The organism is Salipaludibacillus sp. CF4.18 (genome assembly GCF_051262595.1).
Taxonomy (GTDB): Bacteria; Bacillota; Bacilli; order Bacillales; family Salisediminibacteriaceae; genus Salipaludibacillus; species Salipaludibacillus neizhouensis.
On record NZ_JBIMEV010000004.1, the window covers coordinates 111,392 to 126,562 of the forward strand.

15 protein-coding genes are annotated in these 15,171 nt (G+C 40.3%); 3 read left to right on the forward strand and 12 right to left on the reverse strand.

The features are described from left to right. Positions 1–6: 6 nt before the first annotated feature. Entirely contained in the window at positions 7–2,658 is a 2,652-nt protein-coding gene (gene ppdK / locus ACHABW_RS04505; protein WP_435754246.1) for a pyruvate, phosphate dikinase, read from the reverse strand. A 2-nt stretch (positions 2,659–2,660) separates the two neighbouring features. Next, positions 2,661–3,476 carry a pyruvate, water dikinase regulatory protein gene (locus ACHABW_RS04510; protein ID WP_435754247.1) on the reverse strand — a complete coding sequence of 272 codons (816 nt, stop codon included), beginning with the start codon at positions 3,474–3,476 and terminating at the stop codon, positions 2,661–2,663. A 300-nt stretch (positions 3,477–3,776) separates the two neighbouring features. On the opposite strand from ACHABW_RS04510, the gene ACHABW_RS04515 reads away from it, so the two are divergent. Next, positions 3,777–3,986, forward strand: coding sequence for a hypothetical protein (locus ACHABW_RS04515; protein ID WP_435754248.1), 210 nt, complete (start codon positions 3,777–3,779; stop codon positions 3,984–3,986). A gap of 41 nt (positions 3,987–4,027) precedes the next feature. On the opposite strand, the gene phnC is transcribed toward ACHABW_RS04515, so the two are convergent. From phnC to ACHABW_RS04545, 6 genes are all read right to left on the reverse strand, one after another. Then, complete coding sequence (gene phnC / locus ACHABW_RS04520; RefSeq protein WP_435754249.1) at positions 4,028–4,780, reverse strand: phosphonate ABC transporter ATP-binding protein; 753 nt, start codon at positions 4,778–4,780, stop codon at positions 4,028–4,030. A 12-nt stretch (positions 4,781–4,792) separates the two neighbouring features. Next, on the reverse strand, positions 4,793–5,539 hold the full coding sequence (gene phnE / locus ACHABW_RS04525) for a phosphonate ABC transporter, permease protein PhnE (RefSeq protein ID WP_110937318.1): 747 nt from the start codon (positions 5,537–5,539) through the stop codon (positions 4,793–4,795). A gap of 47 nt (positions 5,540–5,586) precedes the next feature. Then, on the reverse strand, positions 5,587–6,471 hold the full coding sequence (gene phnD / locus ACHABW_RS04530) for a phosphate/phosphite/phosphonate ABC transporter substrate-binding protein (protein WP_435754250.1): 885 nt from the start codon (positions 6,469–6,471) through the stop codon (positions 5,587–5,589). Positions 6,472–6,510: 39 nt separating this feature from the next. Further along, the gene (locus ACHABW_RS04535; protein WP_435754251.1) at positions 6,511–7,353 is read right to left on the reverse strand and encodes a glycosyltransferase; all 843 of its coding nucleotides are present in this window, start codon (positions 7,351–7,353) and stop codon (positions 6,511–6,513) included. A 36-nt stretch (positions 7,354–7,389) separates the two neighbouring features. Then, positions 7,390–7,539 (reverse strand): hypothetical protein, encoded by a 150-nt coding sequence (locus ACHABW_RS04540; RefSeq protein WP_435754252.1) that lies wholly within the window; start codon positions 7,537–7,539, stop codon positions 7,390–7,392. 731 nt (positions 7,540–8,270) lie between these two features. Next, on the reverse strand, positions 8,271–8,699 hold the full coding sequence (locus ACHABW_RS04545) for a helix-turn-helix domain-containing protein (RefSeq protein ID WP_110937322.1): 429 nt from the start codon (positions 8,697–8,699) through the stop codon (positions 8,271–8,273). Positions 8,700–8,862: 163 nt separating this feature from the next. On the opposite strand from ACHABW_RS04545, the gene ACHABW_RS04550 reads away from it, so the two are divergent. Beyond that, positions 8,863–9,033 carry an aspartyl-phosphate phosphatase Spo0E family protein gene (locus ACHABW_RS04550; protein ID WP_435754253.1) on the forward strand — a complete coding sequence of 57 codons (171 nt, stop codon included), beginning with the start codon at positions 8,863–8,865 and terminating at the stop codon, positions 9,031–9,033. A 248-nt stretch (positions 9,034–9,281) separates the two neighbouring features. Next, complete coding sequence (locus ACHABW_RS04555; RefSeq protein ID WP_435754254.1) at positions 9,282–10,478, forward strand: M14 family metallopeptidase; 1,197 nt, start codon at positions 9,282–9,284, stop codon at positions 10,476–10,478. Positions 10,479–10,713: 235 nt separating this feature from the next. Here the strand turns inward: ACHABW_RS04555 and purD are convergent, their stop codons facing one another. Genes purD through purM form a run of 4 tightly spaced genes read right to left on the reverse strand, consistent with a single transcriptional unit; the run spans position 10,714 to position 15,170 of the window. Further along, the gene (gene purD / locus ACHABW_RS04560; protein ID WP_435754255.1) at positions 10,714–11,991 is read right to left on the reverse strand and encodes a phosphoribosylamine--glycine ligase; all 1,278 of its coding nucleotides are present in this window, start codon (positions 11,989–11,991) and stop codon (positions 10,714–10,716) included. A 24-nt stretch (positions 11,992–12,015) separates the two neighbouring features. Beyond that, complete coding sequence (gene purH, locus ACHABW_RS04565) at positions 12,016–13,554, reverse strand: bifunctional phosphoribosylaminoimidazolecarboxamide formyltransferase/IMP cyclohydrolase (protein ID WP_435754256.1); 1,539 nt, start codon at positions 13,552–13,554, stop codon at positions 12,016–12,018. Then, the gene (gene purN / locus ACHABW_RS04570; RefSeq protein WP_435754257.1) at positions 13,555–14,136 is read right to left on the reverse strand and encodes a phosphoribosylglycinamide formyltransferase; all 582 of its coding nucleotides are present in this window, start codon (positions 14,134–14,136) and stop codon (positions 13,555–13,557) included. After that, positions 14,133–15,170: a phosphoribosylformylglycinamidine cyclo-ligase gene (gene purM / locus ACHABW_RS04575; protein ID WP_435754258.1), complete on the reverse strand. Its 1,038-nt coding sequence runs from the start codon at positions 15,168–15,170 to the stop codon at positions 14,133–14,135. The genes purN and purM overlap by 4 nt, the downstream gene beginning before the upstream one ends. Position 15,171 lies beyond the last annotated feature (1 nt).

The window sequence follows — 15,171 nt, forward strand, 5'->3', positions numbered from 1 at the left end:
ACTAACTCAGTGGATCAATACCTTAGAGCGAATCGTTGCTTGTGCAGCAGCTAATCGCGCTAACGGAACACGGTATGGCGAGCAGCTTACGTAATCCAGCCCTTTTTCAAAGCAAAACTCGATGGAACTCTTTTCTCCGCCATGTTCTCCGCAAATCCCTGTTTTTAATGCCGGCTTTGTTTTCCGACCAAGATTTACACCAGTTTCTATTAACTTTCCAACTCCATCTTGGTCCAATATCATAAATGGGTTATCCGGTAATGTTTGTTCATCAATATAGTGCTGTAGAAATTTACTTTCTGCATCATCCCGACTGAATCCAAACGTAGTCTGCGTTAAATCATTTGTTCCAAAGGAGAAGAAGTCTGCCTCTTCAGCAATTTGATCGGCAGTCAACGCTGCTCGAGGGATTTCAATCATCGTACCTACAGTGTATTCGACCTTTCTCCCTGTTTCATTTGCAACTAACTCCGCTGCCTCATCGACAACTATCCGCATCAGTTTCAATTCATTGACATGCCCTACAAGTGGAATCATGATTTCAGGGGTGACATCAAATCCTTTTTCTAATTGCGATGCAGCCGCGTAAAATATCGCCTTTGCTTGCATCATATAGATTTCCGGATAAACAACACCGAGACGACAACCGCGGTGGCCCAGCATCGGGTTAAATTCATCTAACTGACGAATTTTTCGAAGTAACAGTTCTTTCTCTGGTAACTCCTTCGATTGAGGATCCATGATTTGAAGTTTCGTAACTTCTACAATAAGCTCTTCTTTATCAGGTAAAAATTCATGAAGTGGCGGGTCTAACAATCGAATCGTTACAGGATGACCATTCATCACCTCAAAAATATTTGAAAAGTCTTCTTGCTGCATCGGCAGAAGTTTCGTTAAGGCTATCATCCGATCCTCGAAATTCTCGGCCAAAATCATTTCTTGAACGATTGGCACTCTTGCTGGATCCATAAACATGTGCTCTGTTCGGCAAAGCCCTATTCCGCCAGCACCAAATTCCAATGCTTTTCTTGCATCCGTTGGATTATCCGCATTCGCTCGAACTCCTAGTGTTCGCTCGTCATCTGCCCAAGAAAGTATCTCCTGGAACTCTTCAGATAATTGAGGATCAATCATCGAAACTTCGCCCAGCATAATTTCCCCGGTTCCACCATCAATCGTGATCGTATCTAAGTAGTGAACGACTGTATCACCGACATAGAATTCTTTTTTCTTACTATCAATCCTTATCTGATCACAACCGCAAATACACGCTTTTCCCATCCCGCGCGCTACGACAGCGGCGTGACTTGTCATCCCGCCACGACTCGTAACAACTGCTTGAGAAGACACGATACCGTGGATATCATCGGGCGTGGTTTCTGTACGAACAAGAATCACTTTTTTTCCTTCTTTTGCTAAAAGCTCTGCATCATCGGAATCAAACACTACTTGCCCGGTAGCTGCTCCAGGAGATGCGGGTAACCCTTTGGCTAGCTGGTTTATTTCGATCGACTCGTCAATCCGTCGGTGTAAGAGCTGATTTAATTGTTCGGGATCTACCCGAAGGAGCGCTTCTTGTTTTGTAATGATTCCTTCCTTCACCATCTCGACAGCAATTCGGATAGCTGATTGCGCTGTTCGTTTGCCATTCCGTGTTTGTAGGATAAATAAATTCCCTCGTTCTACCGTGAATTCAATATCCTGCATATCTCCATAATGACTTTCCAATCGATTGCATGTTTCTACAAACTGTTGAAAAACAGCAGGCATATTTTCCTCTAACGTTTGAATCGGTTGTGGGGTTCGAATTCCTGCAACAACATCTTCGCCTTGCGCATTTATCAAATACTCTCCGTAAAGAATCGATTCCCCAGTAGAAGGATCTCTTGTAAAAGCAACCCCCGTGCCGGAATCATCTCCCATATTGCCAAAAACCATGCTTTGAATGTTAACCGCCGTACCAAGATGACCAGGAATCTTATTTAAGGTTCGATAAATAATTGCCCTTTGGTTATTCCACGAATCAAACACGGATTCAATCGCAAGAAAGAGCTGTTCTTTTGGATCCTGCGGAAATAATCTCTTCGTATGTCTTTTGACAATTTCTTTGTAACCTACGATGACTTCTTTCCAGTCTCCTGCCGTTAATTCCGGATCCGTGGCATAATCCTTCTTCTCGCGAAAATCTTCAAGAAATCGCTCGAAAAAGTAAGCATCTACGTCCAGCACGACATCGCTGAACATTTGAATAAACCTGCGGTAGGAATCAAAAGCAAATCGAGGATTATTTGTTAATCCAGCAATAGCCTCAACCGTGTCATCATTCATCCCTAAATTCAAGACTGTATCCATCATCCCTGGCATGGAAAATACCGAACCTGACCTCACCGAAACGAGCAAAGGGTTCGATACATCCCCGAGCTTTTTCCCTGTCACTGACTCTAAATGGTGCAGGGATTCAAGTACTTCGTGCTCCAAGTCATCCGTTACTTTCTTGTCAGAGTCGTGATAAGCGTTACATGCTCGAGTCGAAATCGTAAATCCGTATGGAACCGGTAAACCAATGCGCGTCATCTCCGCTAAGTTAGCTCCTTTTCCACCTAAAGTTTCCTTCATACCACTTTTACCTTCATCAAACATATAAACTAACTTATCCATCGCTAGGTTCCCCTCTCCATTTTCAGTACTTCCATAATATAGTTAGCTGTTTCTTCGACAGCTTTATTAGAAACATTTATCACCGGGCATCCAACCCGTTTAATGATTTTATCTGCATACTCTAGTTCTTCAACAATTCGTTCCAGTCTTGCATAAGTCGCTCCTGAAGTTAATCCCATTGCTTTTAGTCGTTCTTTACGAATTTCATTTAATTTATCCGGAGTGATTACAAGTCCAACGCAACGGTTACTAGGCAACTGAAAAAGCTCCTCTGGTGGAGCAACTTCTGGCACTAGCGGGATATTCGCCACCTTGAATCTTTTATGAGCTAAATACATAGATAGAGGAGTCTTAGATGTTCTCGACACACCGATGATCACTAAATCTGCTTTTAATATCCCCCTCGCATCTCTGGCATCATCATATTTCACGGCAAACTCAATGGCTGCGACTCTTTGAAAATAGTCATCATCCAGTTTTCTGATTCTCCCAGCCTCATGAGCCGGTTGCTTACCAAATGATTGACTTATCGCATTTGTCAACGGATTTAGCAGATCTACTGTTTTTATATTTTCTTCTGCTGCCCGACGATCTAAATATTCCTTTAATTCATCAATCACAATCGTATAAGCGAGAATGGATTGGTACTCCTTCGCCTCCATGATCACTTCCTCAATATCCTTTACACCGTTCACATAAGGATTCCGGTGAAACTCGACATCCGTTAAAGAAAATTGACTAGTGACAGCGTTTACAACGTGTTCTGCTGTTTCCCCTACTGAATCTGATAGAATAAATATCCTTTTTTTCCTGCCCAATACTCACCCACTCTCGTTTTCTAGTATCATTGATGAGGATATCTCCATTCAATTAGTGTATACTATATTTACTAATTTAAAATATAGTATAACACATTGAATTCAGAATTAAATATAATATTCCAATTTTTATGATTAGTATTTAAAATCCTTCACCATACTGGTTATATGCCTCTCTGTAAATGTACTCATTTAACTATTAAAAAAGAAGTGATTCCGTTAGTATTTATAATAGATAGTTAGTTCCTTCAAACCTTTAAATCTATCTTTAGATGGAAACTCTACTAGGGGGTCATTATAATGAAGTTCGGATGGAGAAAACCAAGTATAAAGCGCTCAGTAAAAGCTCGAACAACTGGCAGGCTAAAGCGAAAAGCAAAAAAAGCCCTCGTTCCCGGATACGGGAAAAAAGGCATGGGGTGGGTGAAAAAACCAGAAAAAGCAGCGTACAATAAAGTTTACAAAAAAACCTCATTCAGCTTTTGGGACTTACTTAAGAAACTTAAGTAAGGCTAGTTTTCATTCCAATAATTTTCTATTTCAACTGTTTTTTAGCCGTATATCGTTTTTAATGCATGATCGTCTACGTCCTGAGGTGATCCATCAAAAACAAGTCGTCCTTCTGCTAAACCAATGATGCGGTCACAATATTCCAATGCAAGTTCTACATTATGCAAATTAATAAGTGTCGTCATATTTTCTGTGTCATGGACGTCACGAATTAATTGCATTACTTCTTTAGAAGTGGTTGGATCTAAACTCGACACTGGCTCGTCTCCTAAAATTAATTTAGGTCTTTGCATAATCATTCTTGCAATTGCTACGCGCTGCTGCTGCCCACCACTCAATTGATCCACACGTTTATGAGCCATATGGTCAATACCAACTCGTTCCAAGGCACGCATTGCTCGTTCTCTTTCTTCTGCTGTAATCAAACCAAGCATATTCTTCCACCTTGGCCGATAGCCAAACCCTCCCATCACACAATTTTTATGTGCGCTGAGCCGAGGTACAAGATTAAATTGTTGAAAAATCATCCCAATTTCACGTCTTGTTATACAGAGTTGGTCTTTATTCATTGTCGTCATCTCTTTATCTAACCATATCACCTTTCCATGACTTGGTCTGACTAATTGATTAATACACCGAATAAATGTAGATTTCCCAGCTCCGCTTCGTCCCAATACACCAACAAATTCTCCTTGTTGGATAGATAAGTTAATACTATCAAGTGCCTGTTCTTTTTTACCTTTATTCCCTTTACTTTTATAAATCATCGAAACATCTTGTAGTGTTAATGCCATGACTTGCACCTCCTAAATCACCCGATTTCGCACATAGCTGCCTAACATGTCAACAAAAACAACCAGACCCATAATAAACAGTACGTACAAACTAACATTGTCATATCTAAAGGTTTGGAAATCATTAAACAACAGCTGTCCTATTCCTCCTGCTCCAATAAACCCTAGGATTAGAGAGGTTCGAATAGCAACTTCAAAACGGTAAAAGTAATGAGACAGCACGTTGGGGATAATTTGCGGCAGTACACCATAAAGTGCAACCATGCTTTTACACAGTCCCATTGACTGAACAGCTTCTTGCGGTCCTTTATCCGCCGACTCAATGAGCTCTGCAATAAGTTTTCCAAGCACGCCAACGTTGTGAATAAAAATAGCTAGAACAGCCGCGTATGGTCCTAATCCGATTAACACAACAAAAAAGAGACCTAACACAATATCAGGAACAGACCGAAGAAAACTGAGCATGCTTCTTACCGTGTGGTATACATACCCATTTGGTGACGTATTATTGGCAGCTAAAAAGCTGATCGGAATCGCCACTAGCAAAGCTAGAATTGTTCCTAAAAAAGCGACTTGTAACGTAATCAGACTAGCACTTAAGGCTACATTCGTTCTATCCCAATTAGGTGGGAAAAATCGCTCTGAAAAGGCCACAAAATTATCTAATGGGATTGGCCTGACTCCTGTTCCAATAGAACTCCAAATGACGATCCCAAATATAAAGACAGTTATTAAAATATTCTTTTTATTAAACCACATAAGTACGTCACCACTATTCCTTTGACCTAAAGTAATTTGTCTATTCTTTACTCAGCGTCAATTTCGCCTTCTTCAATCATGATGTCACGAATTAATTGATAGTCCTCATCTGTAGCTTCGGTAAATCCAGTCGCTGCAAATCCTTCTAATACCACTTCATTATCCATGTTTAAAAATGTATCCTTAATCAATTCAACCGTTTCATCATCTACGTCAGGTGATACCGACCACGGATATTGAAATAAAGCTTCGGATTGCCAAATTACTTTCGTTTCAGATTCATCAAGAGTTCCTTGCTCAATAAGCGAGTTGTAAAAAGCACTATCAATTGCTCCAGCGTCCACTTGATTACTTTCTACTTGCTCTCCGGTTATATCATGAGATCCAGAAAAACTAACAACATCAAACTCATATTCTTCTTCATTTGTGTAAACACCACGATCACTTAATTCCTTACCGGGAACGAGAGAACCGGATGTAGAAGAAACAGAACCAAAAGCAAAGGATCGTTCCTCCACGTTTTCCAAGAATTCATCCAGTGTATCCCATGGATTGTCCGCGTGAGTAATAATATAGGAATAGTAAGATGCTTCACCGTCAATGAGCTGTGTAATAATTGCTTCTGCTCCTGATTCATCATTTGCACTTACATACGTTCTCGGTCCTAAGTAAGCCATTTGGATATGTCCGTAGTTCAAGCCTTCCACAACACCATTATAATTTGGGTAAACCTCTATTTCGACATCCTGAGGAAGGGCTTCATCTAATTCACCTTCTAATTCTTCTACTGCTTCAAGAAACTCATCACCCGATAATGCTGGGATGACGCCTACATGAAACGTTTCTCCAGCTTGTTCTTCCTCATTTTCGCCACATCCTGCTAGTATTGCCACTAAAGTGGCCGTTATCAATCCTTTAGTAATTCGTTTCATTTTAGTTCCCCCAAAATTATTTATTTAATTTCTTAAATGTCAAGATTCACTCAAACTTTTAAAAATTGATAGATAGTCTGTTGTCTCTTGCTCAACGGTCCGTTCATGTTGAAAATAAGCTTGCGCTCTTTCTGTCATACGTTTTGTCTCCAAAGGATTTTTCCTAATACGGTTGATAAGCTCTGGAAACTCAGAAGGATATTGATATATGTATCCTGTTTTGCCATGTTTGATTAACTCTCTGTTGCCGGCATTATTTCTTGCAATTACGGGGATACCCAGTGCCATTGCTTCGCAAAGTGCCGTGGATTGTCCTTCTTCTTTAGACGTGTTGATCACAACATCAGCCTCTGCATATACATTGCCCATTTCGTCAAACGAGACTGTCGAATGATATTCCAAAAAAGAATAGTAATCACAAGCGGCTAATACTTCCCGCTCCACATCTTTATCAAGCGCTTCGCCAATCACCTTTACTTTCAAAAAGGGTATCTGCTTGTCCAGATCTTTCCAAGCATCTAATAGATGTAATACATCTTTAATCGGTCTTAAGCCTGCCGGAAGTAAAATCTCAAACTTTTCATCTTTGTTAGATCCTTGATCTGTTCTCTTTGGAGGAATAACAGCCTGCGGAACAACCTTTACTTTTCCTTGCCAATCCGGGTTGACCTCAACAACCATTTTTCGTGCTTCCTCACTAAAACAAACGACTGCCGTTGATTGGTTAACAAGATTCACAGTTGTTTCGCTCCACCCTTTTTCAGCGAGGTCTACATGCACATCTGTTCCACCCATTGTTAATATAAAAGGCTTATTATAATCAAAGTTGCATTTCTGTTCATCAACCCACTTAGCAAACCTCGTAATGTGTAAAATATGCACCCAAGTACTCTCCCGGAGTATCTCCTCGAACTGCTTTCAGGTGCCTCCTTCATTATAGGCAAAAGATCTGACAAGATAGCCCCTTTTCTCATAACCTTCTTTTATTCGACGAGTTGTTGTCACGTTCCCCCGTCCTGCTTTGTCAAACGGTGTTACAAAAGCAATAACGTTTCCGTTATCCATCATACCCTACCCCTTTCAAACTTTCATATATAATGCTCAGTTAAGAAAAACGCGTAGCGTCTTTTATTAAATACAGCGTGATCTTTAAAGCCACCATTATTTAAGCATCAAGGGTGAACTTCCCTTGATGCGGGTGGCTAAAGATAGCTGTCATTTTATACTTTCTTATCAGTTAAGAAAAACGCGTAGCGTCTTTTATTAACTGAGCGCAATCTTTTCACGGTTGTACCTTTTATATTTTGACCTATGTATGCAATATAATCCACTAGATCGGCTTACTATTTACTTATACAGTTAGTTTTCCACTAATGACCATCCTTTAAAACATGTAAAAACGCCCAAAGAGAACTTCTCAGAGCGTTTCATCAATACGGTTATTTTTTTTATAAATGCCTAATATCTCTCTAGATATTTGAGCAGTTCTTATAGATAGTGCAATAATTCTTATCAATCTTCTTAAACACTTGTTGTAAATCCTCATTATTACACGACAGACTGGAAATCAACTGATATCTGGCATTATAGTAATTCACCCAAATATCCCAAAGTTTCTCTCGCGTCATTTCAAGATCGTATTCCAATGAATTCTCTTTTAAAATGCATTCGATCTCCTCACGGGGAGGAATATCCTTCGAACTTAATTTCTGTAAAGGCTTATATCTCGATCTTTGTTGCCTCAAAAGACTCACCTCAATCCTTAATAATTGCAGAATAAATGTTAGACCACAAACTTTTTAAGAAGGCTTTTCTTCATCAATAGCATTAAGATTCGTCAATATATCATCTAGAATAATAAAAATAATTTTCTCTAGATGTTTTCTCTTTTTATAGGGCATTATAGATAATTCATATAATGAATCTCTCATTCTAGGATTATGTTTTATATAGTGCAAAAGTTTGATGCTTATCTCACCAAGTTCTTCTATATTTTGATTTTGCAAAGCTATAGCTGTTTCTTTATGCTTCTCATATCCCACAAGAGTATCCAGATTTATCTGAAAGATATCACATAGTTTTATCAAGGTTTGGAGATCAGGAGTGCTTTCCTCATTTTCCCAACGAGTAATAACTGTACGTGAAATGTTTAGCTTTGTTGCTAAGTCTTGCTGTGTCCATTTATATAACCTTCGATAGAGGCGAACATTATCACTTAAACGTATCATTTTTTATCACATCATTTTCTTTGTGTCTATCTAAGTGTAACATCAATAACCAACCAGACAAGACTATGTGCTGTATTTGAACAATTCAATTATTGTGTTACTATAAAACCAATATAGGGTATAGGTGGTTATATATAAATTACCTGCTAAAGGAATGATATCATTGGACAATCCCAAGAACGATCAACTTAAGAGAGACATAGAAGAAATGAGGCTAGATTTAGAAACTCAATTAAAAAGAAGAAAGTTTAGTAATCTTAAAATTATTGAAATCAGTCAAAATTTAGATGATCTTATTGCTGAATATATGATTAGAACGAATAAAACAAAGTAAGTCAGTTCCGGTTATCAATCCTAAATGTCTCACATTATCCAGAAGTTAAATTGAAATGTTATTAAAGAACCTTCACCAAATACTCCTAAACTATTCGATCTTTTCAAATGTCTACTTATTGCTCCTGAAAAACCACTCTACAACTAAATGTTATTCATCATACAACAATTACTTTTACACCAAAATAATAATCATGCTCTTATCATCATATATTCTAAGATAACTTCGTTTAAAAGGAGAATAGATGTATGAATATTAGAGCACGTCAAGGTGATAGTTTTTGGTATTACAGCAGACTTTTTAATATCCCATTAAATTTGATAACTGACTCGAATCCGACAGTTGATGCTGCCTTATTACAAATAGGTCAAATTGTAAAAATTCCCGGGTATTTCGTGAACTTTTATACGATTCAGCCTGGAGATTCTCTTTGGAGAATTTCTAATCAGCTAGAAGTCAGTGTGGATACACTTTATCTGTTAAATCCCACTCTAAACCCCTACGCTCTTCAAATTGGGCAAACAATTAATGTACCCTTTAGAGTTCAACGTCCGATCGTTGAAGGAAGAAGAGCCTACGGTTATACCTCACTAGTAAATGATATCAGCCAGCTCACTGAGATCTATCCATTTTTGACTTCTCGTTCCATAGGAAATTCTGTGATGGGAAAAAGTCTTATCGAACTGAGTATTGGTCGCGGTGCTAAAAAAGTACACATGAATGGCTCCTTCCACGCACACGAATGGATTACCACTCCTCTATTAATGCAGACACTAAATCAATACTTATTGGCGCTAACAAACATGCAACCTATCAGAGGTTTGGATGTATCGCCTTTTTATGAATCGGTATTTTTGTCTATTGTGCCTATGGTGAATCCAGATGGCGTAGACTTGCTAATTGAAGGATTACCGGATGAGGAACCATACCGCAGTCAAGTATTAGAAATAAATAACCAAAGTACTGACTTTTCCGGGTGGAAAGCAAACATTCGAGGTGTAGACTTGAATAATCAGTATCCGGCTTTATGGGAGGAAGAACAAGAAATATCAGACAAACCTGACCAACCTGCACCTAGAGATTATCCGGGCCCAGCACCTTTGACAGAACCAGAATCTATAGCAATGGCTGAATTAACCGACGACTCAGGATTTCATAGAGCGTTAGCTTTTCACACGCAAGGCAGAGTTATCTATTGGGGATTTCAAGATCTTGAGCCACCAGAGGCCGAAACAATTGTTACTGAGTTTGCCCGCGTTAGCGGCTATGAGCCCATTCAATATGTGGAAAGTTATGCGGGCTATAAAGATTGGTTTATTCAAGAATGGAGAAGACCCGGATTCACGATTGAATTAGGCGAAGGCGAAAATCCTTTGCCGATTGGCCAATTTGATGAAATTTACGAAGAAAGTCTGGGAATATTTCTCGCTAGCTTATATATGTAAAGTTTTTTTAAGAAAAACGCATCGCGACTTATTTAAAGCAAAAGAACTGCTTTCATAACCATAGATTTTAAAAGCTCGAAGTAGCGAAGGCGTCCGCCTAGAGCGGATTCGAGCCTCTCTGTTCGACGAGAATAATAATCTTTAAAAAACCAATAATTTTATAAATTTCTTGTAAAAAAGATCCCGTCAAAGTACAAATCGACTTTGACGGGATTTTACCTCTTATATTAAATTATTATCTCTCAACCAACTGATGCGCAATATCCTTTCGATAAAAAAGCCCATTCCACTCACTTCGAGCTAACACATCATACGTCGTACTTAATGCTTCCTTCAGCGATGGAGCCACCGTCGCTAGCAACAACACTCGTCCGCCATTCGTTTTCCAACCACCGGCATCAGAATCATTTTTTACACTTCCAGCATGAAACCATAACTGACTTGCTTTGTCGTCAACCTCAGGCAAATGAAACACTGTACCTTTTTCATAGCTACCGGGATAGCCCTCTGAAGCCAAGACAACTCCAACACAAGCTTCCTCCGCCCACTCAAGCGCTAGTTCCTCCTCATTTAAGACACTCTCTATCACATCTACCAGATCCGTCTTCAATCGAGGTAAAACAACTTGTGTTTCCGGGTCTCCAAAACGAGCATTGAATTCAATCACTTTCGGCCCTTGCTCGGTAATCATTAGACCAGCGTAAAGAATCCCTGTAAATGGAACCCCTTCTGTTACCATTGCCCCAGCCATGGGCCGTAAAATCGACATTTCTGCTTTTTTTAACCAATCACCATCTAAATGAGGAACCGGAGAATAGGCACCCATTCCGCCAGTATTAGGTCCGGTATCTCCTTCGAACGCTCGCTTATGGTCCTGTGCCGTAACCATTGGAATGACTGTATTACCATGAACAAAAGCCATAAAGGATAACTCTTCCCCACGCAGGCATTCTTCAATGACCACTGATTCACCGGCATCCCCAAATGTTCGCTCACCCATCATTTTATCCAAGGCTTCTAAAGCCTCTGCTTCCGTTTCAGCAACTACTACACCTTTGCCAGCCGCTAATCCATCAGCTTTGACAACGATCGGTGCACCTACCTTTTGGATATATGCCTTCGCCTTCTCCAAATCGGTGAAAGATTCAAAAGCCGCAGTAGGAATATGATACTTTTCCATCAAATCCTTTGCGAATTGCTTGCTTCCTTCTAGTTCGGCAGCTGCTTTCGTTGGACCAAAAGCTTTCAGACCTGCTGCTTGAAGATCATCGATTAATCCTGCAACGAGAGGGGCTTCAGGACCCACAACGGTTAACGAAACTTCTTCAGTTTTTGCCAAGTCAACAAGACTCGAATGGTTAGACATATCTGCTTGGATCGACCGGCATCCTGCCAGCTCGTTTATCGCATCGCTACCCGGAGCAACGATTACCTCTGTTACTTTCGAAGACTGGGCAAATTTCCAAGCCAAGGCGTGTTCTCGCCCTCCGCTTCCAATAACCAAGATTTTCATACAGATTCCCCCCTCATGTTTGTCTTAATGTTTAAAGTGTCTTACGCCAGTGAACACCATCGTAATCCCATATTCATTCGCCATATCAATCGATTCCTGATCGCGTTTTGAACCACCTGGCTGAATGATTGCTTTTATTCCCGCTTTCGCAGCTGCTTCAACCGTATCGCTCATTGGGAAAAAGGCATCCGAAGCCATGACAGCGTCTTTTGCTCTGTCTCCTGCTTGTTCAATAGCAATTTTTGCTGCTCCAACACGGTTCATCTGTCCAGCACCGACACCGATAGTCTGGTCTGCTTTTGCTAACACAATCGCATTGGATTTCACATGTTTTACAACTTTCCACGCCATTTTAATTTGCTCTAACTCACTATCCGAAGGTTTTCGAGTCGTTGGAATCGTTACTTCCACGTCTTCATAGCTCAATGTATCTGTTTCCTGCACTAAAGCGCCACCTGAAACAGTGGTAATACGTTGTTCTACAGGTTGATTCGACTCAAGATCAACCGTTAATAAACGAATGTTTTTCTTCTCCGTTAATACTGCTAGCGCCTCTTCAGAAAAACTAGGAGCTATGACAATTTCAAGAAAGATTTCCTTCATTTTTAGCGCTGTTTCTTTATCAACTTCTTGGTTACAAGCAATGACACCGCCAAAAATAGAGGTTGTGTCAGCTTCGTAAGCCTTGGTAAAAGCGTCAAAAATCGTCGCGCCAATTCCGACACCACAAGGGTTCATATGCTTGATTGCAGCAACTGTCGGTCCTTCAAAATCACGAATCACCGCAAGAGCTGCGTCTGCGTCGTTAATATTGTTGTAAGAGAGCTCTTTCCCATGAAGCTGAGTAGAACGAGCAATTGATGTTGGGTTACCTAATGGTCGTTCATAAAAAGCTGCTTGTTGATGAGGATTTTCTCCGTAGCGAAGCATTTGCTTGCGGTTATATGTAATCGTTAGTTTTTCGGGTGCCTCTTCGCCTACTTGTTTTGTTAAATATTCACCGATTAATGCATCATAAGCCGCGGTATGTCGAAATGCTTTCGCTGCTAGCTTACGTTTACGCTCCACTGATAATTCTCCATTAGAATCTTTTAATTCTTGTAAAACAACGTCGTAATCTTCTGCATCAACGATAATGGCAACATCGTTGTGATTTTTCGCAGCGGAACGAATCATGGACGGGCCGCCGATATCAATGTTTTCGATCGCATCGTCAAACGTAGATGCAGGGTTTTCAATGGTTGATTGGAAAGGATATAAATTTACAATAACAAAATCAATAAGACCAATTCCTTGGTCTTTTAAAGCCTCCATGTGCTCTGTGTTTTTACGCACGCCAAGAAGCCCTCCATGAATGTTTGGATGAAGTGTCTTTACACGGCCATCCATCATTTCAGGAAACCCCGTTACCTCTTCGATTCCAATAACATTCACACCTGCTTTTTCCAATTCTCTTTTTGTTCCACCAGTCGATATTACTTCTACGTCCATCTCTTCAAGTTTCTGAACAAACGAAACGATTCCTCGCTTATCTGAAACGCTCACTAATGCTCGCTTTTTCATTTATTTCACGCTCCTTTGTAATTGGCTGATCACATGCTGAAGAGTCTTTGGATATAACTCATGCTCCACTTTTTGAATCTTACCCTGGAGAACCTCTTTTGTATCTGTTTCATTTATCTGAACAGCTTCCTGCGCGATAATAGGCCCTGTATCCATTCCTTCATCGACAAGGTGAATCGTTACTCCTGATACCTTAACACCCGCATCAAATGCTTGTCCAATAGCATCTAATCCAGGAAATGAAGGTAATAAAGAAGGATGAATATTGACGATCCTTCCCCCATATGCCTCAAGAAGAGTTGGTCCAATTAAGCGCATATAACCAGCTAAAACGATGAGTTCTACCCCTTTTGCTTGAAGCTCAGCCAAAATTTCTTGCTCAAATGCTGCTTTTGAGGCAAAAGTTTTTGGTGAAAAGGAGTACAATGAAATTCCCGCTTTTTCAGCCCTTTTCTCTACGAGAGCTCCTGGCTTATCACACACTAAGAGCTCGACCGAAGCATCAACAAGTTCACTTTCAACTGCTTCTAAGATTGATTGAAAGTTACTTCCACTGCCTGATGCAAACACGGCAATTTTCATAGTTTTAACGCTCCCTTGAATTGGATTCCTTCCCCTTTAACAACCTGCCCTAAATGAACAGGCGTTTCTCCTTGCTCACGAAGTGTACTTAACACACCGTCCAAATTATCTTTCTTCACAGCCATCACAAAACCGATCCCTACATTAAACGTTTCAAGAAAGTCTTCATTAGTCAGGTTTCCTTTTTCTTTTAACCAATGGAAAACAAAAGGCACTTCCCATTCACCAAGAGAAACCTCAGCCCCAAGTCCTTCCGGCAACATACGTGGAATGTTCTCGACAAAACCTCCACCAGTTATATGAGAAGCTGCCTGTATCTGATCTGTGCCAAGAAAAGGTTTTACCGCCTCTACATAAATACGCGTCGGGGTCATAAATAACTCCCCTAATGTCGTTTCAAGGTTCTCAATTTTATCAGCCCAAGTAAAGCCTGCGTCCTTAACAATTTTTCGTACTAATGAAAATCCGTTACTGTGAACGCCACTAGAGGTCAATCCAATAAGAACATCGCCTTCAGAAACACGGTCCGGTCCCCAAAGTTGACTTTTTTCAGCAGCACCAACTACGAAACCTGCAACATCATATTCTTTTTCATCATATAATCCAGGCATTTCCGCCGTTTCACCACCGATTAAAGCACAATTCGATTGTCGACACCCTTCCGCAATTCCCGCAACAATTTGCTCGACTTGTTCGGGATCATTCTTTCCTAATGCTAAATAATCCAGGAAAAATAAAGGCGATGCCCCTTGAACAACAATGTCGTTGACACACATCGCCACAGCATCGACACCGATCGTGTCATGCTTATTTATTTCCTGGGCAATCATCAGTTTTGTCCCTACTCCGTCGGTACCTGAAACGAGCACGGGCTCCTTCAGATTTAACTGCGACAAATCAAATAGACCACCGAAAGCACCTAGACCACCCATCACCTCTTTACGATAGGTTGACTCCACATGCTTTTTCATACGTCGAACACCTTCATATCCTGCCTCAATATTTACACCTGCGGATTCGTATGCTTTAGACATG

What these genes read in the sequence shown, in the direction of transcription:
- ppdK (WP_435754246.1), bottom strand. Translation starts at nt 2,658, where the DNA reads ATGGATAAGTTAGTTTATATGTTTGATGAAGGTAAAAGTGGTATGAAG.
- ACHABW_RS04515 (WP_435754248.1), top strand. Translation starts at nt 3,777, where the DNA reads ATGAAGTTCGGATGGAGAAAACCAAGTATAAAGCGCTCAGTAAAAGCT.
- phnC (WP_435754249.1), bottom strand. Translation starts at nt 4,780, where the DNA reads ATGGCATTAACACTACAAGATGTTTCGATGATTTATAAAAGTAAAGGG.
- phnE (WP_110937318.1), bottom strand. Translation starts at nt 5,539, where the DNA reads ATGTGGTTTAATAAAAAGAATATTTTAATAACTGTCTTTATATTTGGG.
- phnD (WP_435754250.1), bottom strand. Translation starts at nt 6,471, where the DNA reads ATGAAACGAATTACTAAAGGATTGATAACGGCCACTTTAGTGGCAATA.
- ACHABW_RS04540 (WP_435754252.1), bottom strand. Translation starts at nt 7,539, where the DNA reads ATGATGGATAACGGAAACGTTATTGCTTTTGTAACACCGTTTGACAAA.
- ACHABW_RS04545 (WP_110937322.1), bottom strand. Translation starts at nt 8,699, where the DNA reads ATGATACGTTTAAGTGATAATGTTCGCCTCTATCGAAGGTTATATAAA.
- ACHABW_RS04555 (WP_435754254.1), top strand. Translation starts at nt 9,282, where the DNA reads ATGAATATTAGAGCACGTCAAGGTGATAGTTTTTGGTATTACAGCAGA.
- purD (WP_435754255.1), bottom strand. Translation starts at nt 11,991, where the DNA reads ATGAAAATCTTGGTTATTGGAAGCGGAGGGCGAGAACACGCCTTGGCT.
- purH (WP_435754256.1), bottom strand. Translation starts at nt 13,554, where the DNA reads ATGAAAAAGCGAGCATTAGTGAGCGTTTCAGATAAGCGAGGAATCGTT.
- purN (WP_435754257.1), bottom strand. Translation starts at nt 14,136, where the DNA reads ATGAAAATTGCCGTGTTTGCATCAGGCAGTGGAAGTAACTTTCAATCA.
- purM (WP_435754258.1), bottom strand. Translation starts at nt 15,170, where the DNA reads ATGTCTAAAGCATACGAATCCGCAGGTGTAAATATTGAGGCAGGATAT.